Below are 23,484 nucleotides of genomic sequence, written 5' to 3'. Positions count from 1 at the left end.
ATCTTACCTCATGATCCCAAGCAAAGTTTCAAACGTTGTACGAGCAGCAGTCACCACTTGAGCGGAAGCAGAATAGGATTGTTGATATTTCAAGAGATTCACCGCCTCCTCATCAAGACTTACCGCAGACAAACGATCACGACGAGCAAGGCTTTCATTTAACACTATCTCACTTGCGTCAGCGTGCCCTTCTACCTCTGCTGTTTTACTACCCACGTAGGAGATGAAGCCAGAAAACGACTTCATCAGGGTATCTTCACCAGCAACTAAGGATTTATTCTGTAGATCAGCCAACGCAAGACCATTAAAGTTATCGGACACACCTATGTTATCGGTACTAATAGAAAACTCATCACCTTTTTGTGGTTTCGATGAAACCGATACATCAAACCCGGCCTCGTTAGAAAGACCGGCTTGCTCAAGTAACTTAGTATACTGAGTCACATTGCTTACTGAAGCAATTTCGACTCCAGTTGCATCACGAACAACGTATGAACTTGGCGAAGTAAAGTAAATTTGATGTGGAGCACTTGGATAAAGTGGCCCATCAGATGAAAACGCCGATGTCTCTGGGTCTGTATTCGTTACAGACGTTAATGAAATTCGGGCATCGGATAAGTTGCTAGACCCAGTACTAACGCTAACAGGCGCACTTAAAGCAAGCGCCTCACCATTTTTTGCAAAGAGTGACAATCCAGCTGCAGCACCTTCCGTTGGGGTAAAGCGGAACACATCGTTATCGTCAATGGCACTCATATTATCAATACGAATATCAATGCCAAGTTCGTCTATCTTAACGTATCCATCACTGTCTTTTGTGAGTGAGACAGGATCAAAAATAATATTCTGCTCCGTTGAATTGCCTTTTTCATCAATTCTTTTTATTGAAAAGCGATTATCGTCCGTTTTGGTTAACTCAAAAGTCTCTTTTGTGATTTTAGCTGCTTCACCATCCGATACCTTGACTGAAATATCTTTAGCCTTGTTAATATTTTCTAGGGATGAATAGACTTTTACTTCCCCTAAAGAAAATAGGTTTTTACCTGCCTGGCCGTTACCATCAATACCTTTTTTATTCTGAGTATTCATAGCATCAGCTAACGCAATGGCGTGCTGCCCTAAGGTTCTATCAGCATAGACACTAAATTCAGATCTATAGTCAACAAGCCCACCAACACTTCCGCCTAAGCCTTGTGTTTTTAAAGCCACTTCATAGTCACCAAAGCTCACCACCAAATCAATTTTTTTGGGTTGCAATTGATTTGGTCTAACTTTAATTTCTGTCGGGTTTTGGTCCATAACCAACGGCTGGCCATTAGCCAACTGTATTGTCATCAACCCTTCATCGTTAAATTGAGCGTTGATATCTAGATATTCAGATAAATCCTTAGCCAACAACTCTTGTTGATCTCGTAACTCATTGGCTGGCGATCTAGAGAGACCTTCTTGTCTCAAAATTTGTTTATTCAGACTTGAAATTTTTGATGTAATGGCATTTACATCTTTCAAAGATGAAGAAAGCTGTGCATCTACCAGCCCTTCCTGATCACTCACCACACCAGACAAAACATGATATTGCTGCACTAGATTAGTAAGGCTAGAGTGGGCCAACTGCCGCAATGACGAAGACGTAGGATCGTTATTAACCGTCTGTAATGCATCAAAAGATTTATTCAGATATGTGTTCAAAGAAATACTGTCTTCTGCCAACAGATTGTCAGAAGTCGAAATCATCGAATGATAGGTATCGTAATAGGAATGTGTCGAGGTATCAGTACGCACTTGCTTACTAACAAAATTATCAACTAGGCGTGCAGTATCACGAAGTACGACACCTCCTACAGGCGAACTAGTGGTGTCAGTCCTTTGGCGGCTATAACCCTCTGTATCCACATTGGATGTGTTCTGCCCTGTCGTATTAATACGGGCATTACTGGACTGAAGTCCAGACAAACCAATTGAATATAAATTTGAGCCCATTGCTCACACCTCTAGTACGTTTTCAAAATAGCCAAGCTTTAAAAGCCCGCTCTAACGACTAAGGATGCAAGAAGTTTACCAATGCTTCTATTTAGTAGAATTTAATTTCGAAATATTTTCTTGGAAGAGAGTGCAAAACAAATGAAAATAAGAAAAAAGTTAACTTTAACAACACAATATAGGATTTTAGGCGATTTTATTTAAAAATAAAAAAGCGCCAAGACGGCAAGAAAAAAGCCTACAACCGCTGAAACCATTCGCTTGAAAGGATATTTTCAATTTTTTCAGCGTATTTAGGGTCTGTAGCATAGCCGCCTTTTTGCAAAGAAGCGGCAAACATTGACGCGTCATCCCCAGCATTAATGGCATCTTTATACCGCTCACTAGAAGACAAAAAATTCGCATAATCTTCAAAGCTTTGCGAAAAAGAATCGTAAGCCCTAAACGCAGCTTTCTCTCGCCGAGCAACACCATCACGAAACTCTAAGGTATTCACAACGGCCCTATCGCCCTGCCAACGAGTATCGGCTTTAATGCCAAATAAATTAAAACTGGCCGCACCATCTTCTTTAGCAATAGGGTATTTACCCCACCCTGTCTCCAATGCTGCTTGAGCCAATATAGCCTTGGGGTTTACCCCTAACTTTTCGGCCGCTCGCTGAGCATGAGGCCAAAGGTTATCAACAAATTCCTGCGGGGATCCAAATACAACAGAAAGTGCGGAAGGGGCAGCAGTAGAAGAGGACTCGTCTGCAGCGCCAGTAGACGCTTTTTGCTTAGCCTCTTGCTGTACAGATTCAATAAACTCCGTCGACGCTCGATGCGCCAAGGCCTGAATTCGAACCAAGTCCTGCTTTGCCACTTGATTTAAAAAGTCAGTATCTCCACGCTGTTTGGCTTCAGGAGAGCTGATACGGGCCTGCTGCTGTGTTTGATACTGACGAATAAGTGCGTCAGATAAGCCAATACCACCAGAACTCGCTAGACTCTGCGACATCTGAGAGTCCATCATTTCCTGATACTGCTTTGTTTGAGCACTAGCAAACAAACCACTCCCGATTGCCTCGTTAGTGCTACGCATATTTTTCAACAGCATGTTAATGAAAATGGATTCAAATTGCTGAGCCACATCTTTTAACGCGCCATCAGGGTCTTTTTGCGCCTTAGTTTTCAAGTCAGTCAAGGTCGAAAAGTCAGCAAAAAAGTCTTGTTTGGGCGGCACTGAGTTCATAACCAAATCTATATCACCACTAAATCTGCATTAATAGCACCAGCTTGTTTTAAGCCTTCCAATATCGCCATAACATCACCTGGCGCTGCGCCAACCTGATTAACGGCACGTACAATATCATTCAATGAAGCACCTGGGTCAAACACAAACATACGACCACTATCAGGGGCTATTTCAATTCCCTCACGAGGCGATATGATTGTCTCTCCGCCGGTTACTGTTCCATCTTGACCAACTTCAGGTGGCACCTCTTGAATTGTCACAGTTAAGCTACCATGAGTAATGGCGGCAGGTGAAACTTTGACATGCTGACCAATAATAATGGTTCCAGTACGAGAGTTCACCACAATACGAGCACGCTCTTCAGCAACTTCAACATCCAAGTTTTCAAGAATAGACAGATAAGTAACACGTTGACTTGGGTCTCTTGGCGCCGATACTCGAATAGACGTAGCATCTAGAGTTGTTGCCACACCAGGGCCAAGGAGGTTATTAATCTTATCTGATACTTGCTTAGCCGTTGTGAAATCTGGGCGATTCAAGTTAAACGTCAAGGTGTCACCGGTATTAAAGCTACTAGGCACTATACGCTCAACGCTGGCACCGTTAGGAATTCGCCCAACAGTAGGCACGTTAACGGAATTTCTTGAACCATCAGCGCCTAAGCCACCCACAACAAGGTTACCTTGCGCAATTGCATAAACAGCCCCATCCGCACCCTTCAATGTAGAAAGCAAAAGAGTACCGCCTCGTAATGCGCTTGCGTTACCAATAGAAGAGACCGTCACATCAATTTTCTGACCTGGCTTAGAAAAAGCCGGCAAGGTCGCCGTCAAAGAAACCGCTGCCACGTTTTTAGACGTTGCATTCACTCCATCCGGCAAGGTCACACCAAACCGAGACAACATGCTTGCAAAGCTCTGATTGGTAAATGCGGTACTGTCGCCCGTGCCATTAAGACCAATCACCAAGCCATAACCAAACAATTGGTTCTCTCGAACCCCCTGAACACTAGCAATGTCTTTCAGACGCTCAGCCTGAACAGAAAAAGATAAAAAATATAAGACAATTAGCGCTATGTGCTTCATCACATCACCCATTTACGAGGAACCAGTCCCCTGTAGTTAGATCATTAAATTAATATGGCATATTGCTTGTATTAAGCAAACGACTCACCCAACCTTGCTCACTTCCAGCGGCAACATCTCCCGTACCCGAATAGGTAATTCTTGCATCCGCCACACGTTCAGACTCTACCGTATTATCAGGAGAAATATCCTGCTTTCTAACCATACCTGAGAAGCGAATGTACTCATCACCTTGATTCAAGCGCAGCCATTTTTCACCACGAACGGCGAGTAATCCATTTGGATACGCCTTATAAACCGTTACTGAAATTGTCCCGCTCAAGCTGTTATTTTGGTTAGCTGAAGCATTACCACTAAAATCTGTTCCCTGCTGAGGCAGCGTTGTATCTACTCTCAATTCCTGCCCAAGAACCGTTGGGTTTTCTATTGTTGCCGAAGAAGACTTTGAAACCGTTGCCGCATTGGCCTTAGTAGAGGTTGTTGTTTCATTTAGGTTGATGGTCAAAATATCCCCAACCTTACTGGCCTTTTGATCTCCAAAAAAAACATCTCCCATATTAGCCTGATAAATACCGCCGGTTGGCGCCTGAGAAGGCGTCATATCACTCGGGTATACCGGTGCGTAATAAGGGTCATCAGACTGAATGGATTGACTAATATTAGGTCCATTTAAAGGATCATTAGGATCAGGCACATAGCCTTTACGCGCCTCTTCGGATGAAGCACCATCCTCACCATTATCTTCATCAGCTACAGCGTCAATAACAGCATCCGTCACAGCGGCCGCCGCACCAGCGGCCGCTGCATTGGCTACCGCTTGCTGATTTACATCCCATGTGAGACAACCAGACAAGCAAACACTAAGTAAAATTAATAAGGCAAATTTAATCTTCATCATGATCCACATTTTATTATAACTGCTGTATTGCGAAGCTCATCATACCGTCCGCAGAGGCAATCACTTTTGAGTTCATTTCATAAGCACGCTGTGTCGTGATCATATTCACAAGTTCTTCTATCGAATTCACGTTAGAAGCTTCAAGCATACCCTGAGCAATCGTTCCCAATGAATCTGTCCCTGGTACACCAACTAACGGTGGCCCACTCGCATTGGTTTCTGTAAATAAATTTTGTCCGGCAGAATTTAATCCTGTTGGGTTAATAAATCCCGCTATATTGATGGCCCCGACTTGCTGAGCATCAGCGTCACCATTTTTACGAACAGATACGATGCCATCTTCTGCGATCATGATCTCGATAGAATCTGGGTCAATTTGAATACCCGGTTCTACAACCAAGCCACCCGATGTTGATAACTGGCCTTGACTGTTCAACTGAAGGCTACCATCGCGCGTATAAGCAATCGTGCCATCAGGCTGTAACACTTGTAGAAAACCTTTACCCTGAATAGCGATATCAAGCTGACGGTCAGTCATATTGTAATCGCCATTAGAAAAATCTTTTTGAGATGCGCCCACTTTTACCCCTGTTCCCAATTGCAAACCTGAGGGCAATTCAGCGTTTTGGGCACTTAATCCACCAGGAGCACGAACAGTTTTATACATCAGATCTTCGAATACCGCTCTGTCTTTCTTAAAAGCCGTCGTTGAAACGTTAGCCAAGTTGTTGGCAACAACGTTCAACTGCTTATCCATTGCACTTAAACCCGTTTTACTAACCCATAATGCCGAATTCATAAATACCTCTTAATTCATCGATACGTGTTTAACCATCATGCTTATGACGTACGTTGTAATATTCTTGCCGAAGAGTCTGCGTTATTTCGAATGGTATCCATCATTTTGACATTCATCTCAAAGCGACGAGACAAATTCATGATATGGGTCATCTCTTCCACAGCATTCACATTACTGCCTTCAATGAAACCACTCACCAACTGAACATTAGGATCCGCCTCATATTCCTGGCCATCTCTGGTATGCAGCAAACCATCTTCTTCTTTGCGTAAATTCTGTCTATCTGGGTTAACCAGCTTAATCTGGTTCAACACAGCTACTTCATTACCAGCGCCACCCTGAGGAACAATGGAAATCGAGCCGTCCGCGGTAATGTTAATGCTACTAGCAGGTGGCAAAAAAATAGGACCATCCACTCCCGCAACAGGCAAACCTCGTCCGGTTACCAATTGGCCTGCCGCATTAATCTGAAAATCTCCAGCACGGGTATATGCTTCTTGACCACTGTCATCGTAAACCGTGATAAAGCCATCACCTGCCACAGCCACATCTAAATTTCGACCCGTTTGTATCATGTCACCTTGCGTATAGCGTGTAGCTGGGTTTTCTGTCATCGCGTAAACACGACTCGGATAATAATCACCGTAGACTTGCATAGAGCGGGCTTGCTCAAAATCTGAGCGAAAGCCGGTCGTACTGACGTTTGCAAGATTGTTAGCGTGAATAGTTTGCGCATTCATTGTTTGAACACCGCCACTCATTGCCAAATATAAAGCCTTATCCACTACGATTCTCCCGGAAAAAAATGACCACTAGCCAATATCCTTTCAAAAAGCATACCAACTTACAAAAAGCGTAAAAAACCACTTTATAAAAGCCAAAAAAAAGGCCAGAACAGCGTTGCTGCTCCGGCCTAAATCTTCTCTCTCCAGAAAATTAACGAAGGTTTATTATCGTCTGAGTCACAGTATTTTCTGTTTCTAATGTCTTACTGTTTGCTTGATAATTACGCTGCGCCTCAATAAGCGCAACCAATTCAGACGTTAGGTCAACGTTAGACTCTTCTAACGCGCCACCTTGAATTCGTCCTAGCGTGCCACTATTAGGACGGCCAATATCAGCTGGCCCAGAACCTTTACTTGCAAGCCACGCAGAATGCCCGTTAGGGACAAGTCCATCCGTACTATCAAAGGTTGCCAAAGCAACTTGGCCAAGTATTGCCGTTTGTTGGTTGGTGTAAGTTGCCGTTAACATGCCGTCATCATCAAATGAAACACCCTGCAATTCACCTGCAGAGAATCCATCTTGCTCAAAGGTGTCGGTATTCTCTAACGCAAACTGAGTAGAACCAACCATATCCAGCTCCACCACCTTACCTCGGTTAGATGGGTCTAACCCTGTAATCTCTAAAGCGATAGGTTGCGCAATATCATAAGGAGCAACACCACGATAGGTCCCCATCAAATTACCTGCCGCGTCAAAGCTAACCATTGTCTTTTCTTTCAAGAAACGCGTGTCATTACCGGTAAGCGGATCGACATAACTTTCCTCTCCATCCAATGTGACGCGCAGTTCGTAATTATTATTCTCACCTTGCTTAATGAAGTAATACCCCATTGTATGAGCGCCACCTAAGGAGTCATATACTGTTCTAGTATTACCGTAGGTATAAGTATCAATATTTAGCGGATCAAACGCCTCGCGGGCAACAGAACTATGATTACGCACTTCATCAGGAGCCAGCGTAGCTGTAATCGCCACCCCACCCAAAGTGCCATTAAGCGTCAAAGGCGTTTGAGTTAACGCCGCGATGTCTCCAGCGCCCGGCTCAGCAGCGCCAATATAAAGCAACTGATTTGGCTGCTCAGGAATACCATCTCCATTATAATCAACACCGCCTTCTGCTGTATTAAACGTAGCAAAAGTTTCCGCTAAGAAAGGAACGCCAGCATCATCGGTCATGTTGCCGTCTACCGTCGCATTGACCTTGTAGGTATTAGGCAACTCACTCTTTGAATAGTAATAGGTAACAACGTGCGTTTGGCCATTCGCGTCAACAACACCCTGCGTCTGGGTATAATTGTAAGAGTCAGGATTCATCGGATCAAAATCAGCACTAATATACGGCGGAACGTCCTTACTGTCTGAATTCAAGTTCACCTTCAACTCCATCGCAGATGTCGCTTCAGGCGCAATTCGATCAGTTGGAATTTTGAGGTCTTCTAAATTACCACCCACCACATTATCTACAGCATTGTAGCCTTGAACATTACTTCCCGTGTTAGTCACAAGAAAGCCATTCTCATCTAACTTGAAATTACCCGCTCTCGTGTAAGATTGCGCAACCCCAGCATCCAAGACAAAAAAGCCAGTGCCATCAACCGCTAAATCAAGGTTGTTGTCTGTATAAGATAAGTTGCCAGGAGCAAATTCTTGAGAAACCTTGCTCACACTGACACCAGAACCAATACTGTTACCACTTCCGGCACCTAAAACACTGGTGTTGTAGAGGTCATCAAATTCAATACGTGACTTTTTAAAGCCCGTCGTATCGGCGTTGGCAATGTTATTACCCGTAACACTTAAATAATCGGCAGAAGCTTTAATGCCTGATAATGCAGTATTGAATCCCATAATGCTCTCCAATCACCCTAATATTTCTAATTCAGTTGTAAGTTTAATTTTACCGTGATTTTCTACATTCAAAGCCGTTCCATCTTCACCATTAATGGTGACTCCCTGAATACGGGCAGGCAAGCGAGTATTCATCGCAGAAACCTCCCCCTTATCGTTTGTAGAGAAAGCGGAGAAGCGATATTCACCAGGCGGCAAAACATTTCCGTCATCGTCTTTCTTGTCCCACTTATAGTTGGCATCGTTCAGCGTTGCTGTACGTACAAGACGATTGTCTGCGTCATAAATTTTCAGTGTTGCTGCCTGAGAGTTTTCAGGTATAACAACCCTTAACGGCACCTCTTCCGAGCTTTCCGTTACTTTTGTCTTACTGCCTTCCATCAACACCGATTTACCAACCAACGTGGAGGCACTTAATGCCTGATTGGAGGTCAATGAAGTCGCCATGTTTTCAAGCTGATCAGATATGCTCGTCAGCCTTTCTAGAGAGCTAAACTGAGACATTTGGGCCACCATATCATTAGTATCCTGTGGCGCCGTTGGATCCTGGCCTTTTAACTGCTCTATATATAATTTTAAGAAGACGTTTTGATCTGCTAACGCAGCCTCTTCTTTGGTTACTTCAGGCTTCTCAATACCAGCTTTTGACTTAGCAGCATCCGTCCCGTATTGCGAGATTAGACCGCCAAGACCTTTTGTATCAGAGATATTTGCCATAAATCAGCTCCTATGACTGCCCAAGCGTGAGCATTTTCTGCATCATACTTTTTGCGGAGTTCATAATTTCTACATTCGTTTGAAAAGATCTAGAAGCCGACATCATATCGGCCATCTCTTCCATCGGATTTACATTAGGGTAAAACACATAGCCATCATCGTTCGCCATTGGGTGATCTGGTTCATAACGTGGTTGCAAAGGCGCATCTGACTCCACAATACCATCGATTTTCACCCCAACGCCTGCACCGCTATTATCTGTTTTAACGTTTCCCCAACCGCGTTCACGCATACTATCGTTCATCATCTGAGAAAAAACCGGCTTGCGGGCACGATATGTCTGATCTGCTGAGCTTGCCGCACTGTCGACGTTAGCCATGTTGCTGGCTATCGTGTTCAAACGTACAGTTTGAGCACTCATAGCAGATCCAGAAATTGCAAAAATATTACTTAAAGACATCGTTATTAATTCCCAACAAGTGCTTTTTTCATACCGTTAATTTTTCGGTCTAAAAACATAAAACTAGTATCAAACTGCATTGAGTTCTGCGCGTACTCTGCTTGCTCTCTTTGCATGTCCACTGTATTACCATCTAGGGAAGGCTGATTAGCATTTCGATAAAGCAACCCTTCAGGCTCACCAGCAAATCCTTCTCCAGCAATATGGCGGGAGTTAGTGCCTGCAAGCTTCAACTTATTACTTTCGTCATTTAATAAAGAGTCAAACGAGATATCTCTCGCCTTATAGTTTGGCGTATCCGCATTAGCAATATTGTTTGCGAGCACAGCCGCTCTCGCGCTTCGGAACTCAAGCGCTTTGTCATGCCCTGCAAATGCTTTCGAAAAAGAAATAGCCATCTAGCCCTCAATAAAACGAGTCTTAATTGATATGGTGTAGATAAAGCAATTATGATGCCAAAAAATAAAACCCATACTTTTCAAACAGTTAGTTAAATTAATCAGCGTCACGGCAAAAAGCGGCAAACTTAAAGATAGAACAGAAGAGACAAAAAAGCCCATCCAAAAAGGACAGGCTATTTTAAGAACAAGAAGTGAAAAGTACTTATAAAGCCTTAGCTTTATAAACAATCCCAGGGTGACATTGAACAATTTCAAAATAATCGGACAGACCGCTTAACGCTTCTGAGCCACCAAGAAACAGATACCCACCTGGCTTAAGGGATGCATGCATTCTTTTCAAAATATCTAACTTCAGATCGACAGTAAAATAAATCAGTACATTTCGACAAAAAATCACATCAAACTTGCCCAACATAGAAAACGACTCTATTAGGTTCAAGTACTTGAACTCAACACGTGCACCCAAGTTCGGCTTAATCTTCCAAGTTGTGTCATTCACTTTATCAAAGTAACGCTTTTGCAAATCTGCACCAAGACCTCGAGCGATTGCTAAGCTATCGTATTCCCCCTGCTTGGCATGCTTCAAAATATTTGTACAGATATCTGTAGCAACTATCTTTTCACCCGCTTTTAAGGCACCTGGTCGAGAGGATTTAAACTCTTCAATCACCATACTAATAGAATATGGCTCTTGGCCAGTTGAGGAAGCAGCCGACCAAATTCTCAAAGGAGATGCCGTCATTTCTGGCAACACCTTCTCTTTCAAAATAGTGAACGGGTGGGTATCCCTAAACCACAAGGTTTCATTCGTCGTCATTGCATTAATGACTTCTTCTTTCAATTTGGAGCCGCCAAATTTCTCTAAAGCATCTACAAGTTGCTCTATTTTAGAAAAACCTTCTCTTTCTAAGATTTTTCCTAAACGACTAGCAACCAAATACTGCTTATTATCACTCAACGAAATTCCGCAAACTTTCTGCAGATAGTCCCTGAACCTGATATAACCATTCGGCGTAATTGTATTTGTACTACTGAGCATTAAAACTCCATACGTTCCAGATTCAATAAATAAAGCCTACCCTAAGAGAGACTAAATATTATTCCGATTGCACTTGAACGGTTTCTATTGCCAATCGAGCAAGCTCATCAGGTTGGAATTTCGCTAAAAATCCGTCTGCACCCACTTTTTTAACCATGGCTTCATTAAAGACGCCACTTAGAGAAGTATGAAGAAGAATAAATAGATCCTGTAAGCGACTGTCATTACGAATCGCTGTCGTTAATGTATAGCCATCCATTACTGGCATTTCAATATCTGAAATAACCATGGAAAATTCTTTCGTAACATCCTTGCCATCTGCAACCAAAGTTTGAAGATAATCTAGCGCCTCACGACCATCACATAAAACGGTTGTTGCAAAGCCAACTTGCTCCATACAGCGCTTGATCTGCTTACGAGCAACAGAAGAGTCATCCACAATAAGAATATGGTGTTTTTGGGCATTTTCAGTCACGCTGTTATCAACAATGCCAGCCGAAATGTCTTGACGGGTTGGCGCAACTTCAGAAAGAATTTGCTCCACATCAATGATTTCGACCATCTCCTTGTCTACCTGACAAACAGCCGTCAAGTAATTATCGTTTGATAACCCTTTTGGTGGTGGCTGAATATCACTCCAATTCATGTTTACAATGCGCTCAACGCCTCGTACCAAGAACCCTTGAATGCGGCGATTATACTCCGTGATAATGACAAAGCACTGGGCAATGTTTTCAATAGGGCTTGCGCCCGTAGCCAAACCTAAATCTAAAATAGGGATTGTACCACCACGAATATGAGCCACCCCTCTAACCACAGGGGAGCTATGAGGCATAGTGGTCAATTTAGGGCACTGTAGTACTTCTTTTACCTTAAAGACGTTAATACCGTAAATCTGCTTACCATTTAAGCGAAACAACAGCAATTCAAGTCGGTTTTCCCCTACGAGCTGTGTACGTTGGTTAACAGTATCCAAAACTCCAGCCATAAACGCCTCCAGAATGTAAAAACATATACTGAGGTATTACCTCAAAATTGTTAAAATGCATCATCCGATGATAAAGTGAATTCTATTTTTTTACTAACTATCTTATTAATCAAGCAATAATAAACAAAGAGAGCAAATCATGCGAATCATAAGGCTAAGTATAGCCTTCATTTGTTTCCAAACAGGATTAACTTTTGCCGCTTCTCTAGAAGAGCAAATTAACCTCTATATCAACCAAGTAGAGATCCCTCGGCTGTCAGAAATATACCCTGATGCCGCTATCACTATCTCGCTAAACAATCTTGCTGCTCTAAACTATCTGCCAGACTGCGAAAGTGGTTCAATCCAAATCAACAATCAACGGCCAGAAGCAATTAAACGTACAAATTATGAAATCAGCTGCCAGTCGCCCACTTGGAAGTCTTACATTCCAGTCACACAAAGCATCTTAATCTCAGCCGTAAAAACCATAACACCAATCAATCGCGGACAAGTGATCAATCAGTCCAACACAGACGTTGGCGAAGTCGACATATCAACATTAAGAGGCGATGTTTTTACTCTAAAAAACCCTCCGTACGGCTTGATTGCTGCACGAAACCTCCGAATCAACACATTCATAACTGATGACCTAACCAACCAACCAACACTGGTAAAAAAGGGAGACCTTGTACTTATTACCGCAAGCAGTGGCACTATTATAGTAAGAATGAACGGTGTTGCTCTAGAAAATGGTGTAAAAGGTCAACAAATCAGAGTAAAAAACACAAGTTCTGAACGAATTATATACGCCAAAGTTGTAACTGACAGTGAAGTTCTTGTAAACTATTGAACAAGGATTATTCTACAAGTGTAACGAGTAAATTCTTTTATGAAGTTTTTACTAAAGTTCTCTTAGACTCTGCCGACAATATAGACAGGCAAATTATTAAAGGGCGGAAAACCCAATGGCAATACATTTTACAGGTCTATCCAATCAAAACACTATAAACAAAAGTGAACGATCTCAGAAAGACGATGTAGCAGGCAATGCAACAGCTAAAAACAACGCTGTGCAAAGTGGCGGCACACTTGCTGAAGATACCGTAAAATTAAGCGGAACTGCGCAAACATTGCAGAGCCAGCAAGCGAAAATTAACAACTTACCAGATGTTGATATGGATAAAGTAGAGCAAATCAAGAAAGCAATTGCTTCTGGCGAGTACAAGATCGACACGCAAAAGCTAGCAAGCAACATGGCTTCTATGGATTCATTGTTCTAAGCTATAAGTTCAATGCACCCAGCAAACGGTTTGCCTTATGATTCCTATCGCCCCAATATTCATCAGAAGCAAAGAGGTACTAGAAAAACTTTCTGCGCTTCTTGATGAAGAACGCTTTGCTTATGGCGAGTCGGACAGTGACACCATTATTAATATAGCAGAGCAAAAACAAGCCCTCCTCGATGAAATGAATCAACTTAATGAGAAGCGAGTCAACATTCTCATTAAATTTGATGTCGTAGATAGAAAAAAACCTACCGAAGAAGAATTCAAACACTGGTTAAATTTACAAGACAGTTCATTAGACAATGTACGCTTACTCATGAATGAGTGCGAAACACTCCTACAAGTATGCAAAACTAAGAACAACACCAATGCGCGTGTACTTAACACCCTTCAGAAGCGCAATAAGCACCTTTTTGAATTACTGCAAGGCCATAACAGCAAAAATAAAGTCTACACCTCTAGAGGCTCGACCCACCCAATAAGCAGCAAGCACACACTTGGTAGAGCGTAAAAAACCATACAAATCAATATTGTACTGACCATGGATTTGTATTCCAACCCTAAATAATGTATAAAACACTTCGTCAAATACGTCCTCATAGGTAAACAGGATATACCGGCCGCCTCCTAAGCAGCTATTCCAGGTTCGAGTCCTGGTGGGGACACCAAACATCTAGAAACCGACACAAAAAAAGAGCCTTACGGCTCTTTCTAAATCCACGCTTTTAGTTTGTCGCCTTACTCAGCTTCAACCACTTCAAAACTATGAACTATCTTCACTCCGCCTTTTTCTAACATCAAAGAAGCAGAGCAATATTCTTCAGCCGATAATTTCACTGCACGCGCAACCACGCTTTCTTTTAAGTTGCGACCTGTCACAACAAAATGCACTCGAATCTCTGTGAATACAGCCGGAACCGCATCCGCTCGATCCGCATCAATTTGAGCCACACATGACGTCACATCTTGACGGGCTTTTTTAAGAATCCCAACTACATCATAAGAAGTACAGCCACCCAAACCTGCAAGCAAAAGCTCCATTGGTCTTGGTCCAGCAGTCTGATTACCATCAATCTCTATTTTAAAACCAGAGCCAGTTTCAGCGGTAAAATGCACATCTTCTTGCCAACTTACATTTGTCTTCATTGTTCAACCCTACTTCAATTTGCCAAGACTAAAACCATCGCCACTAAGACTGAAACAGTTCTGCCAATTTTTCACCTGGATCGTCAGCACGCATAAAGGCCTCACCAACCAAAAAGGCATGAATGCCTTTTTCGCGCATGATCGCAACATCATCTCGAGTATGGATTCCACTTTCCGTAACAATAAGACGATCGGAAGGCACACTGCCCATCAATTCAAACGTGTGATTCAAACTAAGCTCAAACGTATGTAAATCACGGTTATTAATACCAAACAACTCTGTCTCAGTGTACTCCAGAGCCAATTCCAATTCAGGACGATTGTGCACTTCAACAAGCACATCCATACCAAGATCACGCGCCATTCGATCCAGCTCACGCAATTTCTCACCATCAAGGCAAGCTGCAATTAAAAGAATGCAGTCAGCACCTATCGCCCTCGCTTCTAACACCTGATATTCGTCGACAATAAAGTCTTTTCGAATCACTGGCAGCTTACAAGCTGCACGAGCTTCCACTAGGTAATCTTCATGCCCTTTAAAAAAGTCACTGTCTGTCAAAACAGATAAACAAGCTGCTCCAGAGCGTTCATAGGAACGGGCAATATCTGCTGGAATAAAAGGGTCTCGTATGATTCCCTTACTAGGCGAAGCTTGCTTAATTTCCGCGATAACGCCCGCTTTCCCAATGGCAACTTGATGCCTTAGCGCTTGGGCAAAACCACGAGGTGCGTTATGAACATTTGCTACAGAAGCTGCCACCTCTAGATTCCCATAAGGCGTATGAGATTTACGCTCAGCAATCTCCTCATACTTTCGCTCCACAATTTTCTTTAGAATTGTTGGTGTTTCTATTTGCATTAGGCTATTGCTCCTATTCTTTACAGTGAGTCTGAACTCATAAAACAGCGTGTAAAACTAGCAAGTTCCGACATTTTAACTTTGGCCGTACCACCGCCGATCACATCTTCCGCAATATTCACACCCTCTGCCAATGTGTCCGCGATACCCGAGACATAAATCGCCGCACCAGCATTAAGAGCCACAATGTCTCTAGCAGGATTAATTTTCCCTTTGCCATCCAATGCGGATTTCACCAAAGCTAGGCTTTCTGATGCATCCAAGGCTTGGATCGTATCAATGGATTGCAAAGCGATGCCAAAATCCTCAGGAGATATTTTATATTCTAAAATCTCACCATTTTTTAGCTCAGCTACATAGGTTGGTGCCGCAATACTAATCTCGTCCAACCCATCTTCTGAATGCACAACCATAACGTGCTCACTACCCAAAGCTTTTAATACCTCAGCGATAGGACGAACCCATTTTTGATGAAAAACCCCCATCACCTGACATTTTGCATTAGCAGGGTTCGTTAAAGGGCCAAGCAAATTAAAAATAGTACGCGCAGCCATCTCTTTTCGTGGCCCGACTGCGTACTTCATCGCTGAATGGTGGTTAGGAGCAAACATAAAGCCTAAACCGATTTCTTCCACACAGCGGCAAACCTGCTCCGCATTAAGTCCAAGAAAAATACCTGCCTGCTCAAGCACGTCAGCACTGCCAGACTTAGAAGAAACAGAACGACCACCATGTTTTGCCACTTTACCGCCAGCCGCAGCAACAACAAAAGCAGACGCGGTAGACACATTAAACAAATTCCCACCGTCGCCACCAGTACCACAAGTGTCAACAACATGCTCAAGGTTCAAGTTTACCTTGCTGGATAATTCTCGCATCACCTGCGCTGCTGCCGTAATCTCTTCGACTGTTTCGCCTTTCATTCTAAGGCCAATTAAAAAACCGCCTATTTGTGCTGGAGTGGCCTTTCCCGTCATGATGTCATTCATCACTATTCGCATCTCGTCACCGCTCAAATCATGGCGCTCAACAACTGCAGCAATTGCTCTTTGAATATCCACCAGCCTCTCCTATCTTGTTAAAACTATCGCGTTAAGAAATTGGCCAACAAAGCATGACCTGACTCTGTCAGAATCGACTCAGGATGAAACTGCACCCCTTCAACGGCAAGCGTTTTGTGTCGAATCCCCATAATTTCATCTCGTTCACCAGCCGCATTTTGACTCCACGCCGTCACTTCAAGGCAGTCCGGCAAAGAGTCAGCAGACACCACTAAAGAATGATAACGTGTTGCGGTTTGAGGGTTTGGCAATCCAGAAAATACCGAGGTATTTTGATGGTAAATCAAGGATGTTTTGCCATGCATGACATTTTTAGCACGAATCACCTCCCCACCAAAGACCTGACCAATACTTTGATGGCCTAAGCAAATACCCAATATAGGAATTTTCCCTGCAAAAGCAGCAATAGCAGGCATAGAAACCCCAGCCTCATTCGGCGTACAAGGACCAGGAGAAATCACCAAATGCGAAGGTGAAAGACGCTCAATTTCCTCAACGCTAATCTCATCATTACGAAACACTCGCACATCCGCACCCAACTCACGAAAATACTGCACAAGGTTGTAAGTGAAAGAATCATAATTATCGATCATCAATAACATAAAAAAGGAACGCGCCTATAAAAACCATATTGACCTATACCAATGCCATTATCCGCAGAAACTGGCACGCAAAAAACAAAACTCACCAACAAGTAACACGCACCTGTATTTAAAGTGCGCTAAATTCTACACTGTCAAAAAGATCCTGTCTCGCCAGAGCGCATACTCAACACTTCTCTAACCACACCCAGTAAGAAATTTATCGTTACAATTTGACTAAGTTATTCAGCAATATGAAAGGTTTTCAATAAAACCTTGTAAAAACAGAACCTTACTTGATCCACTCCCAACTATGTTACACACTGAAAAGCATGTTATTGTTAACATCATTTTTCAGTGTTTTAAGGATGCCCTGTGCATAGCCAAGTCGCCGCCCTCATAGAAACCCTCATTCATGACGAATACTCTCCAGAGTCCGTTAACAAGGCCATTTCAGAGCTAACGCCAGACGATGTTGCGCTAGCACTGGAGTCAATACCACTTGCCCAACGAAGACAGGCATGGGCAAACATCAAACAAGCCAATCGATTGGATATTCTTGTTGAGATGCGTGGCGAATCTCGTCAGCTATTGCTCAAAGAACTTGATGATTCAGAGATTGAAGCACTTTTCACTGATGTTGATGCAGAAGATCTACTTGAAATAACCGATTCCTTACCCGATCGACTCGTAGACATTGCGTTAAAGCAAATGGACACCAAACAACGTGAATATTACCAACAAGGTATTGTTTACGACGATGACTCTGTTGGTCGTTGGATAGACCACGAGTTATTAATTGCCTCGCAGTCCATTCGAGCCTCTGAAGTTATGAGACTGCTAAAGAAAAGCACACCAAATTACACAGACATGATTTATCTAGTAAACAGAACCGGACGATGGGTCGGCTGTGTAAAGTTCGACCAACTCTTTAAAGCCCAAGGCCATGAACCTATCTCTAGCCTGATTGATGAAGAGTGCACGTTCATTAATGCCAACACCGAGCTAACCAAAGCCTCTGAGCTACTTGAACGCTCTTCACTGTCAGCCCTTCCGGTAGTGGATGACAATCAAATTCTATTAGGGCGCTTTCACGCAGGCCTCGCTATGGAAACGTGGCGCTTAGAATATGAAGCTCAGCAGATGTCGACAGCGGGCCTGAACGAAGAATCCGATCTATTTGCTCCAGTAAAACGCAGTGCAGCAACTCGCGGCATTTGGCTTGGCATCAATTTATTAACCGCATTCTTAGCTTCTGCTTTCATAGGAATATTTGAAGCCACCCTGCAACAAGTCGTTGCTTTAGCAGTATTAATGCCTGTTGTGGCTTCTATGGGTGGCATTGCTGGTAGCCAAACCCTCACACTGATTGTTCGAGGCTTGGCTCTTGGGCAAATCACTCGCAGCAACTTGAAATCCCTGTTATCCAAAGAGTTAAAAGTAGGAGGATTGAACGGCATATTGTGGGCGATTGTCATTGGCATCGTGACTTTATGGTGGTTCGAAAGCCCAATGCTTGGCATGGTGATTGGCTTAGCCATTATCGTCAATATTGTTATGGCCGCCTTATCTGGCGTTTTAATTCCCGTATTGCTAGATAAATTACGTGTTGATCCCGCTCTTTCAGGCTCCGTTATTTTAACCACAGTAACCGACATTGCTGGCTTTGTTGCTTTCTTGGGACTAGGAACCTTATTACTTATCTAGTGCCGAAACCAATTATTTAATCCAAGCCATTCACGAACATAAAAGATGTAGAGTAAGAATAATGAACTGGGAAACAATGCAAGTATATTTAGGTCTAGGTGATACCAAGATGCACTGGATCGTTCGAGTCTTTTTAGTGGTACTCGTCACTCTCACCGTCAACTTTATTGCCACTCGCATTCTAATGCGTATAGATAAACAACTAGAAAAAACCAAAACGCCATGGGATAACGTTTTAGTTCATGCGGCACAAAAGCCAATCGGTGTATTCATCTGGCTGGCTGGATTAAGTGTCGCGGCCGAAATATCTGGCAAAGAGTTAGACCCTAATTTCATATCTTTCATTAGAGCAACCCGCGAAGTCGGCATTATCGCCTTGCTAACCTGGTTTGTTTTACGTTGCATCTCCGAAAGTGAGCGCACCTTAATTAGCTCAAGCAAAGTGGCTAATAAGGTTGATTATACAACGGCCAGTGCAATCAGTAAGTTATTACGCGCAACCGTTATTATCACCGCTGTATTAGTCGCGCTACAGACTCTAGGTTATAGCATTTCTGGGGTATTAGCATTTGGCGGTGTAGGTGGTATTGCCGTAGGCTTTGCCGCAAAAGATTTACTGGCTAACTTCTTTGGCGGGTTAATGGTTTACTTAGACCGCCCATTTGCTATTGGCGACTGGGTCCGCTCGCCAGATAAAAACATAGAAGGAACAGTTGAACACATAGGTTGGCGCCAAACTCGCATCCGCACTTTTGACAAGCGCCCCTTATATGTTCCGAACTCTACCTTTTCTTTGATTTCTGTTGAAAATCCATCGCGCATGACACACAGACGAATCAATGAAACCATTGGCGTGCGCTATAGTGATTTTCGACTGTTACCGACCATTTTATCAGATATAAAAGACATGATCGCAAATCATGAAGATCTCGATACAAACGACATATACATGGTGAACTTTAACCAATTTGGCGCTTCTTCACTGGATTTCTTTATTTACGCTTATACAAAAACCGTAGATTGGCGAACGTATCACAATGTCAAACAAGACGTGCTATTTAAAACCATGAAAATTATAGAATCTCATGGTGCTGAAGTCGCTTTCCCTACTCACACAGTGCATATGGCAAACGACAGCCAGATGACTTTACTGTCGGAACAGGCAAAGAATACCCAACACTCTCCTGATGAGCCATCTAGCCAAGAGCAGCCTGCGAAAAAGTAGAAACTAAAGATAAAACACAAAAAAGCCAGACTGATTTCAGTCTGGCTTTTTTTGTGTAACCTAAACCACCATTCAGACTAATAATTCCGCCAAGTCATCAATGATAGCGTCAGCACCTAACGCTTTAAGATCAACACCCTGATGATAACCATAAGTCACCAATGCGCATTTAAATCCAGCATTGCTTGCGGCTTTAAAGTCTGTGATTGAATCCCCTATCATCAAACAGTTTTCAGGTAAGGCTTCAATGGATTCACTGCAGTAAAGCAGAGGCATCGCCGACGGTTTTTTCTCTTCTAACGTATCGCCACCCAACAACCAGCCAAACTGCTCAGTGAGTTCAAAATGATCCAACATAGGCTTCACGAAAACACTGGGCTTATTCGTAATTAAAGCCACAGGCACACCATTATACTTGAGTGCTTTTAGCAGCACTTTAACATTCGGATATAGGATCGTTCCATCAGTCAAATGTGCATGATAATGCGTTAAGAAAATACGATATGCTTCTTCCTGTTTTGCGGGATCAACTTTTGCCCACTCAAGTGCTTGTTCAATCAATTTAGCCGAGCCAAAGCCAACCCAACCTCTAACACGCTCCTCACCTGCTAAAGGTGCACCAAGCTCAGCCAAAAAAGCATCTACCGCGCCAGCAATATCAGGAACGCTATCAACCAAGGTGCCATCTAGATCTAAACACACCAACTCTGGCCAACCTTCAAACCATTTTGAAAAATAGCTAGGTGTTTTCATTAACGTACACTCGCTAATTCTTTGCGCATGGTATCAATAACAGCCTTGTAATCGTCTTTACCAAAAATAGCAGACCCCGCCACAAAGGTATCCGCACCCGCTCGAGCTATCTCAGCAATGTTCTTTTCACTCACCCCACCATCAACCTCAAGGCGAATGTCATAACCACTAGCATCAATCAAAGCACGAGCTTCACGCAGCTTATCTAACGTACCTGGAATAAAAGACTGACCGCCAAACCCTGGGTTAACAGACATCAACAAAACCATATCGACTTTATCTAATACATATTTCAGATAATCTAGAGGGGTCGCTGGGTTGAAAACTAGGCCGGCTTTACATCCTCCAGCCTTGATCATCTGCAATGAGCGATCAATATGCTCACTGGCTTCTGGGTGGAAAGTGATAATAGAAGCACCTGCTTCAATAAAATCTCCGATCATACGATCAACAGGTTTCACCATCAAATGAACATCAATCTCTGCGGTCACACCGTGTTTGCGCAGAGCTTTACAGACCATAGGACCAATCGTTAAATTAGGAACATAATGATTGTCCATCACATCAAAGTGTATGATATCGGCTCCAGCCTTCAGTACATTGTCTACCTCTTCGCCTAATCGAGCGAAATCGGCAGAAAGGATAGAAGGGGCGATGATAAAATCATTCATATCTGACTCCAGCAGTGACACAATAAAGGTCTCATAATGAAAATGTAGACCGTATTTTAACAAGGCCTTTATAAGAAGTATTGAAAAACAATGAAGAAAATTAATGCCATACTCTACGTTATCATTGCACTTCTTTACCTGAATACATCCTCCTTGTTGGCTGAAGAGTCTCAAGCTTCAACTGATAACAACAATTCGGAATCAAGGTCACCACAAGAGTCAGATCAAGAATACGTTCTTCCTAAACCACAAGCATCGCGGATAGAATCGTTAAAAAGCACGTTGACCTTAAGGCAGTTAGACCATCAAATACAAACTTTGGAAGCAAATGGAGAGTCGTTTTTAACCTTATATAATCCGTCTTTGACCCGCTCTACGGAAGGCTGTGTCATTTTACTGCATTCGGACAATGAACATCCCGACTGGCCTGATGCCATTGGCCCATTACGTAACGCACTGCCCGAACATAGCTGGTGCACTCTAGCCATAGAGGTGCCTGATATCATAAAGCGTGCGGCGCCTGTTCAAACCAGCCCTTCGGAGAATAGCAACAATCAAGAATCGACAGGGCTACCGAATCAAGCTAACGTTTTCGCACGAGTCGAAGCTGCAATGAATCGAGCAAGAACAGACGGCATTGAACAATTTGTCTTGCTTGGCTACAAAACCGGTGCCAGTTACGCTCTTGCATTCTTAGCAGAGAACCCAGAAGCTGGCGAAGCGTTAATTTTAATTGACATTGAGTCCCCCACTGCGCTATCTGATTACACAAACGCCCAGAAGATCCGCCAAATAAGCAAACCGACTTTGGACTATTATGTAAACAACAATGGCAGTGAAAGGTTTGCCCTTTGGCGAAAGCAAGCAGCCAACCAAAGAACAGAAAGTGACATTAGCTACATTCAAATAGATGCAATACCGGACAGGGTCACTGGTAAAAACAGCAAACAATTACTCATTCAACGCGTCCGTGGCTTTTTAAAACAAAACACCACTCAAATAACGCAACAAAAACAGCTTCCTAACATAAAAAAAGGGCTTTTTTATAAAAGCCCTGTTGAGTGAGATAGCGATAGCATTAAGCAGATTCGTTATTTGCGAGCAGACTTGATCATTTCATAAGCTGCTTGAATTTCTTGAGTCTTCTCTTTTGCTAACTCTATCATTTCATCCGGAAGACCTTTGGCACTTAACTTATCTGGGTGATTTTTACTCATCAGTCGTCGGTATGCTTTTTTAATGTCTGCATCACTCATATCTTCAGTCACCCCAAGCGCTTCATAGGCAGCTTTGAGCAAATCCTTTGAGTCAGCGCCATTCGCAGACGACTGATAGCCTTGTCGAAAATGTGCTTGCTGTTTCACTTGAATATGTAACGCTTCGAATTCCGCGGCAGACACACCAAGGTGAGCGCAAACCTGAGAAACAAACGACTTTTCTTCAACACTAAAGTGCCCGTCAGCATAAGCAGAAACCAACAGAACTTCTAACAATGTTCGTGTCAGATCCCCAGGACCAACCACCTGTTTAAATCTATCTAAAACAATAGCCAAATCAAAATTAGCGGATTTACCTTCATTAAACAGCTGCTTAGCTTGCTCTTGAGCCGCTGGAGATAAGCGTAAACGCTGCATCACAGACTGTGCTAATTGGATCTCAGCTTCAGATACCTGTCCGTCGGATTTAGCCAATCGCCCCATCAAAAGAAACAATGTACGAAAAAAAGTTTCTTGCTGAAGACGCACAGTAGCACCATTACGAATCGTACCGAACGAGCCTCCAGCCTGGGACCTATCAATAACACCGCCAACAATAAAACCAAGCAAAGCGCCTATAAAGCCCGCTAATATATAACCCAAAATTGCACAAACAATTTTCCACATAAAGATATTTCTCCAGAATCGGTAGCCCCTATAGGCCTGCTTAGATTATCATTTGTCTTAACACGTGGACCCGCTTACGGGCAGTATCCGATTTC

The 23,484-nt window shown here is 43.0% G+C and carries 25 protein-coding genes and 1 tRNA gene; 7 read left to right on the top strand and 19 right to left on the bottom strand.

Going from position 1 to position 23,484, the window contains the following annotated elements; genetic code table 11:
* Positions 1–3: 3 nt before the first annotated feature.
* The 12 genes from flgK to DFP75_RS10290 form a co-directional block, all read right to left on the bottom strand.
* A complete protein-coding gene (gene flgK, locus DFP75_RS10345; protein ID WP_110575316.1) occupies positions 4–1,980 on the bottom strand; it encodes a flagellar hook-associated protein FlgK in 1,977 nt (658 codons plus the stop codon).
* A 238-nt stretch (positions 1,981–2,218) separates the two neighbouring features.
* Positions 2,219–3,211, bottom strand: a complete 993-nt coding sequence (gene flgJ, locus DFP75_RS10340) for a flagellar assembly peptidoglycan hydrolase FlgJ (protein WP_110575314.1) — start codon at positions 3,209–3,211, stop codon at positions 2,219–2,221.
* Between the two features lie 8 nt (positions 3,212–3,219).
* Positions 3,220–4,299 (bottom strand): flagellar basal body P-ring protein FlgI, encoded by a 1,080-nt coding sequence (locus tag DFP75_RS10335; RefSeq protein ID WP_110575662.1) that lies wholly within the window; start codon positions 4,297–4,299, stop codon positions 3,220–3,222.
* 49 nt (positions 4,300–4,348) lie between these two features.
* On the bottom strand, positions 4,349–5,197 hold the full coding sequence (locus DFP75_RS10330) for a flagellar basal body L-ring protein FlgH (protein WP_110575312.1): 849 nt from the start codon (positions 5,195–5,197) through the stop codon (positions 4,349–4,351).
* Positions 5,198–5,210: 13 nt separating this feature from the next.
* On the bottom strand, positions 5,211–5,996 hold the full coding sequence (gene flgG / locus DFP75_RS10325) for a flagellar basal-body rod protein FlgG (RefSeq protein ID WP_110575310.1): 786 nt from the start codon (positions 5,994–5,996) through the stop codon (positions 5,211–5,213).
* 41 nt (positions 5,997–6,037) lie between these two features.
* The gene (gene flgF / locus DFP75_RS10320) at positions 6,038–6,781 is read right to left on the bottom strand and encodes a flagellar basal-body rod protein FlgF (protein ID WP_110575308.1); all 744 of its coding nucleotides are present in this window, start codon (positions 6,779–6,781) and stop codon (positions 6,038–6,040) included.
* Between the two features lie 151 nt (positions 6,782–6,932).
* The gene (locus DFP75_RS10315; RefSeq protein ID WP_110575306.1) at positions 6,933–8,630 is read right to left on the bottom strand and encodes a flagellar hook-basal body complex protein; all 1,698 of its coding nucleotides are present in this window, start codon (positions 8,628–8,630) and stop codon (positions 6,933–6,935) included.
* 12 nt (positions 8,631–8,642) lie between these two features.
* The gene (locus DFP75_RS10310; protein WP_110575304.1) at positions 8,643–9,347 is read right to left on the bottom strand and encodes a flagellar hook assembly protein FlgD; all 705 of its coding nucleotides are present in this window, start codon (positions 9,345–9,347) and stop codon (positions 8,643–8,645) included.
* Positions 9,348–9,357: 10 nt separating this feature from the next.
* Positions 9,358–9,807, bottom strand: coding sequence for a flagellar basal body rod protein FlgC (flgC, locus tag DFP75_RS10305; RefSeq protein ID WP_110575302.1), 450 nt, complete (start codon positions 9,805–9,807; stop codon positions 9,358–9,360).
* 5 nt (positions 9,808–9,812) lie between these two features.
* Positions 9,813–10,205, bottom strand: a complete 393-nt coding sequence (gene flgB / locus DFP75_RS10300; protein WP_110575300.1) for a flagellar basal body rod protein FlgB — start codon at positions 10,203–10,205, stop codon at positions 9,813–9,815.
* A gap of 205 nt (positions 10,206–10,410) precedes the next feature.
* Positions 10,411–11,247 carry a CheR family methyltransferase gene (locus tag DFP75_RS10295; protein ID WP_110575298.1) on the bottom strand — a complete coding sequence of 279 codons (837 nt, stop codon included), beginning with the start codon at positions 11,245–11,247 and terminating at the stop codon, positions 10,411–10,413.
* Between the two features lie 58 nt (positions 11,248–11,305).
* Positions 11,306–12,235, bottom strand: a complete 930-nt coding sequence (locus DFP75_RS10290) for a chemotaxis protein CheV (RefSeq protein WP_110575296.1) — start codon at positions 12,233–12,235, stop codon at positions 11,306–11,308.
* 139 nt (positions 12,236–12,374) lie between these two features.
* Between DFP75_RS10290 and flgA the strand changes: the two genes are divergently transcribed.
* The 4 genes from flgA to DFP75_RS10270 all read left to right on the top strand — a co-directional run bounded on the left by flgA (position 12,375) and on the right by DFP75_RS10270 (position 14,171).
* On the top strand, positions 12,375–13,067 hold the full coding sequence (gene flgA / locus DFP75_RS10285) for a flagellar basal body P-ring formation chaperone FlgA (RefSeq protein ID WP_110575293.1): 693 nt from the start codon (positions 12,375–12,377) through the stop codon (positions 13,065–13,067).
* A 115-nt stretch (positions 13,068–13,182) separates the two neighbouring features.
* A complete protein-coding gene (flgM, locus tag DFP75_RS10280) occupies positions 13,183–13,497 on the top strand; it encodes a flagellar biosynthesis anti-sigma factor FlgM (RefSeq protein WP_110575291.1) in 315 nt (104 codons plus the stop codon).
* Between the two features lie 37 nt (positions 13,498–13,534).
* A complete protein-coding gene (locus tag DFP75_RS10275; protein ID WP_110575289.1) occupies positions 13,535–14,014 on the top strand; it encodes a flagella synthesis protein FlgN in 480 nt (159 codons plus the stop codon).
* 81 nt (positions 14,015–14,095) lie between these two features.
* Positions 14,096–14,171: transfer RNA gene (locus DFP75_RS10270), tRNA-Arg, on the top strand.
* Between the two features lie 70 nt (positions 14,172–14,241).
* On the opposite strand, the gene DFP75_RS10265 is transcribed toward DFP75_RS10270, so the two are convergent.
* The 4 genes from DFP75_RS10265 to DFP75_RS10250 are packed head-to-tail and all read right to left on the bottom strand — an operon-like array spanning position 14,242 to position 17,171.
* Positions 14,242–14,649 (bottom strand): OsmC family protein, encoded by a 408-nt coding sequence (locus DFP75_RS10265; RefSeq protein WP_110575287.1) that lies wholly within the window; start codon positions 14,647–14,649, stop codon positions 14,242–14,244.
* Positions 14,650–14,692: 43 nt separating this feature from the next.
* Complete coding sequence (gene trpC, locus DFP75_RS10260) at positions 14,693–15,508, bottom strand: indole-3-glycerol phosphate synthase TrpC (protein ID WP_110575285.1); 816 nt, start codon at positions 15,506–15,508, stop codon at positions 14,693–14,695.
* A 20-nt stretch (positions 15,509–15,528) separates the two neighbouring features.
* On the bottom strand, positions 15,529–16,569 hold the full coding sequence (gene trpD / locus DFP75_RS10255) for an anthranilate phosphoribosyltransferase (RefSeq protein ID WP_110575282.1): 1,041 nt from the start codon (positions 16,567–16,569) through the stop codon (positions 15,529–15,531).
* 23 nt (positions 16,570–16,592) lie between these two features.
* Complete coding sequence (locus tag DFP75_RS10250; protein ID WP_110575280.1) at positions 16,593–17,171, bottom strand: anthranilate synthase component II; 579 nt, start codon at positions 17,169–17,171, stop codon at positions 16,593–16,595.
* 354 nt (positions 17,172–17,525) lie between these two features.
* Here DFP75_RS10250 and DFP75_RS10245 point away from each other — a divergent pair, with 354 nt between their 5' ends.
* Positions 17,526–18,857, top strand: coding sequence for a magnesium transporter (locus DFP75_RS10245; RefSeq protein ID WP_110575278.1), 1,332 nt, complete (start codon positions 17,526–17,528; stop codon positions 18,855–18,857).
* 61 nt (positions 18,858–18,918) lie between these two features.
* Positions 18,919–20,082: a mechanosensitive ion channel family protein gene (locus DFP75_RS10240; protein WP_110575276.1), complete on the top strand. Its 1,164-nt coding sequence runs from the start codon at positions 18,919–18,921 to the stop codon at positions 20,080–20,082.
* Between the two features lie 72 nt (positions 20,083–20,154).
* On the opposite strand, the gene DFP75_RS10235 is transcribed toward DFP75_RS10240, so the two are convergent.
* Together DFP75_RS10235 and rpe are read right to left on the bottom strand one after the other, a co-directional pair.
* Complete coding sequence (locus tag DFP75_RS10235) at positions 20,155–20,835, bottom strand: phosphoglycolate phosphatase (RefSeq protein WP_110575273.1); 681 nt, start codon at positions 20,833–20,835, stop codon at positions 20,155–20,157.
* Complete coding sequence (gene rpe, locus DFP75_RS10230; RefSeq protein WP_110575271.1) at positions 20,835–21,506, bottom strand: ribulose-phosphate 3-epimerase; 672 nt, start codon at positions 21,504–21,506, stop codon at positions 20,835–20,837. The genes DFP75_RS10235 and rpe overlap by 1 nt, the downstream gene beginning before the upstream one ends.
* A gap of 90 nt (positions 21,507–21,596) precedes the next feature.
* Here rpe and DFP75_RS10225 point away from each other — a divergent pair, with 90 nt between their 5' ends.
* The gene (locus DFP75_RS10225; protein WP_110575269.1) at positions 21,597–22,571 is read left to right on the top strand and encodes a DUF3530 family protein; all 975 of its coding nucleotides are present in this window, start codon (positions 21,597–21,599) and stop codon (positions 22,569–22,571) included.
* Between the two features lie 26 nt (positions 22,572–22,597).
* Here DFP75_RS10225 and djlA read toward each other — a convergent pair whose 3' ends face one another.
* On the bottom strand, positions 22,598–23,389 hold the full coding sequence (gene djlA, locus DFP75_RS10220; protein ID WP_110575267.1) for a co-chaperone DjlA: 792 nt from the start codon (positions 23,387–23,389) through the stop codon (positions 22,598–22,600).
* Between the last annotated feature and the right edge of the window lie 95 nt (positions 23,390–23,484).

It is taken from the genome of Marinomonas alcarazii, assembly GCF_003208215.1.
Taxonomy (GTDB): Bacteria; Pseudomonadota; Gammaproteobacteria; order Pseudomonadales; family Marinomonadaceae; genus Marinomonas; species Marinomonas alcarazii.
Note: the sequence above shows the minus strand (reverse complement) of the source record. Positions and strands in the feature narration are given on the sequence as shown.

Excerpts from the sequence above, each read along its gene's own strand:
- DFP75_RS10240 (WP_110575276.1), top strand. The coding sequence starts at position 18,919 with ATGAACTGGGAAACAATGCAAGTATATTTAGGTCTAGGTGATACCAAG.
- flgG (WP_110575310.1), bottom strand. The coding sequence starts at position 5,996 with ATGAATTCGGCATTATGGGTTAGTAAAACGGGTTTAAGTGCAATGGAT.
- flgK (WP_110575316.1), bottom strand. The coding sequence starts at position 1,980 with ATGGGCTCAAATTTATATTCAATTGGTTTGTCTGGACTTCAGTCCAGT.
- DFP75_RS10315 (WP_110575306.1), bottom strand. The coding sequence starts at position 8,630 with ATGGGATTCAATACTGCATTATCAGGCATTAAAGCTTCTGCCGATTAT.
- djlA (WP_110575267.1), bottom strand. The coding sequence starts at position 23,389 with ATGTGGAAAATTGTTTGTGCAATTTTGGGTTATATATTAGCGGGCTTT.
- DFP75_RS10310 (WP_110575304.1), bottom strand. The coding sequence starts at position 9,347 with ATGGCAAATATCTCTGATACAAAAGGTCTTGGCGGTCTAATCTCGCAA.
- DFP75_RS10235 (WP_110575273.1), bottom strand. The coding sequence starts at position 20,835 with ATGAAAACACCTAGCTATTTTTCAAAATGGTTTGAAGGTTGGCCAGAG.
- flgA (WP_110575293.1), top strand. The coding sequence starts at position 12,375 with ATGCGAATCATAAGGCTAAGTATAGCCTTCATTTGTTTCCAAACAGGA.
- trpC (WP_110575285.1), bottom strand. The coding sequence starts at position 15,508 with ATGCAAATAGAAACACCAACAATTCTAAAGAAAATTGTGGAGCGAAAG.
- DFP75_RS10295 (WP_110575298.1), bottom strand. The coding sequence starts at position 11,247 with ATGCTCAGTAGTACAAATACAATTACGCCGAATGGTTATATCAGGTTC.
- DFP75_RS10265 (WP_110575287.1), bottom strand. The coding sequence starts at position 14,649 with ATGAAGACAAATGTAAGTTGGCAAGAAGATGTGCATTTTACCGCTGAA.
- flgM (WP_110575291.1), top strand. The coding sequence starts at position 13,183 with ATGGCAATACATTTTACAGGTCTATCCAATCAAAACACTATAAACAAA.
- DFP75_RS10290 (WP_110575296.1), bottom strand. The coding sequence starts at position 12,235 with ATGGCTGGAGTTTTGGATACTGTTAACCAACGTACACAGCTCGTAGGG.
- flgJ (WP_110575314.1), bottom strand. The coding sequence starts at position 3,211 with ATGAACTCAGTGCCGCCCAAACAAGACTTTTTTGCTGACTTTTCGACC.
- DFP75_RS10225 (WP_110575269.1), top strand. The coding sequence starts at position 21,597 with ATGAAGAAAATTAATGCCATACTCTACGTTATCATTGCACTTCTTTAC.
- rpe (WP_110575271.1), bottom strand. The coding sequence starts at position 21,506 with ATGAATGATTTTATCATCGCCCCTTCTATCCTTTCTGCCGATTTCGCT.
- DFP75_RS10335 (WP_110575662.1), bottom strand. The coding sequence starts at position 4,299 with ATGAAGCACATAGCGCTAATTGTCTTATATTTTTTATCTTTTTCTGTT.
- flgC (WP_110575302.1), bottom strand. The coding sequence starts at position 9,807 with ATGTCTTTAAGTAATATTTTTGCAATTTCTGGATCTGCTATGAGTGCT.
- DFP75_RS10330 (WP_110575312.1), bottom strand. The coding sequence starts at position 5,197 with ATGATGAAGATTAAATTTGCCTTATTAATTTTACTTAGTGTTTGCTTG.
- DFP75_RS10275 (WP_110575289.1), top strand. The coding sequence starts at position 13,535 with ATGATTCCTATCGCCCCAATATTCATCAGAAGCAAAGAGGTACTAGAA.
- DFP75_RS10250 (WP_110575280.1), bottom strand. The coding sequence starts at position 17,171 with ATGTTATTGATGATCGATAATTATGATTCTTTCACTTACAACCTTGTG.
- flgB (WP_110575300.1), bottom strand. The coding sequence starts at position 10,205 with ATGGCTATTTCTTTTTCGAAAGCATTTGCAGGGCATGACAAAGCGCTT.